Annotated in this window: 2 protein-coding genes; one reads left to right on the top strand and one right to left on the bottom strand. The window is 37.0% G+C overall.

The window, feature by feature from the left end; all coding sequences use genetic code 11:
• The coding region (locus AC1DSB_RS19225; protein ID WP_477587415.1) for a hypothetical protein at nucleotides 1–212 on the bottom strand (212 nt) is incomplete at its 3' end.
• Between the two features lie 69 nt (nucleotides 213–281).
• Here AC1DSB_RS19225 and AC1DSB_RS19220 point away from each other — a divergent pair.
• Nucleotides 282–1,434 (top strand): hypothetical protein (locus AC1DSB_RS19220; protein ID WP_477587414.1); only part of this gene is annotated, 1,153 nt, incomplete at its 3' end.

The following is a 1,434-nucleotide window of genomic DNA, read 5'->3' as shown; positions in this document are numbered from 1 at the left end:
TCTTCTCTCCATGCATTACAAGATTCGCAGTAACAAGCATCATATTCATCATGATAGGACAACGGTTCAAAACAATCATTACAATAATCCACGATTTCATCATTGGCAATGACACGATTTTTCACCAATAGAAAGGTGCCTTCAATTTGTTTTTTTGATTTTTTATTTTGTCTTGCTTTAGGATCCAAAAATAACATCATGGTTCTTCCCATAAACGTCACTCCTTCCGTGTTTCATGTTAACATATATATATGAAAGAAAAAATAGTGGAGGTCTTGAAAATGGATTCAACTGCCAAAATACAGCCTCTAACTTTAAAGCAGGCTTACATGTCTTTTCTTTTTCCATTTTCATTCCATGAAAAAGAGCGGGAAAATCTTGCGGATCATTTACGAAAAAACCATTTCACCTTCTTTTCATTAAATCAAAAAGACTTACAGAGTGGGTTTTATGGTGAAGGTATCGAAGTAAAACATGAAGAACTGGATCAATATTTTTTACCGTTTCTTGAACGAAAAATATTTCCCAAACGCACTGATCAACAAGGATTTCTTCGATTCTCGAAGAAAGTCAATGAATCGTTCAATATGGATGTTCATGACACATCGTTTTCTTTTTTGGTGAACAGTATTGATGTCATGATTTGCCCTTTTGGTATAGGTCTCATAACCATTCGGACAGAGATGAATAAAGAACTAGAAGAATTATGTGAAGTGCTAGATTATATGAATCATTTTCGAGTGTTGGAACCGAAGCTCGATGAAGAAAAAGGGGCTACAATTCGAAAAGGTGATCGTGAATTCAACACGACAAATGAATTCGTATTTAGCTACCTGTGTCCTTCCCTTAAAGCCTACATCATTCATGACGATAAACGTGCAGGATACTTCGGAAGCCTTCCATTCTTTGAAGATGAACGAATGCTTTCTTCAGGTTTTTTCATTACGGACGGTGAAGATCCGATAAGTGGGGACCACTTATTTCGAATGGGTCAGTTGGATGGGAAAAATCCGGAAGGGCGTCCCTTCATGTCGAGTACAAATGCCGAATATATCGAGCGTTACGTACAAAATCATGTGCATGACCGTTGGGCACCCGATTCTTATACGGTTACTTCAGATCATGCCCAAATCACGGTTTCAAATAAATCACGAGAACAACTGGCGAGACCACTATCCCAATTCATGGGAACGCATCACTATAATTTACTACTCCATTATTTTTACAAAATCATGTTGTTGCGTATGTCATTTGAATATAGTGAGATACAGTGGGAACAGGACGGAGATTATGTGGAAGAGTTGATTGAACTGATATCAAAGTTCTCTTCTAGGTATTATTTCGGAGAAGTTTCTGCACGTACAGAAGGAAAAGAATTAACCAGGACATACCGTGATACGTTTCATTTGAATTCTTTATATGAAGAAGTTAAAC

This window comes from Paenisporosarcina sp. P4_E4_2 (assembly GCF_056401595.1).
Note: the sequence above shows the minus strand (reverse complement) of the source record. Positions and strands in the feature narration are given on the sequence as shown.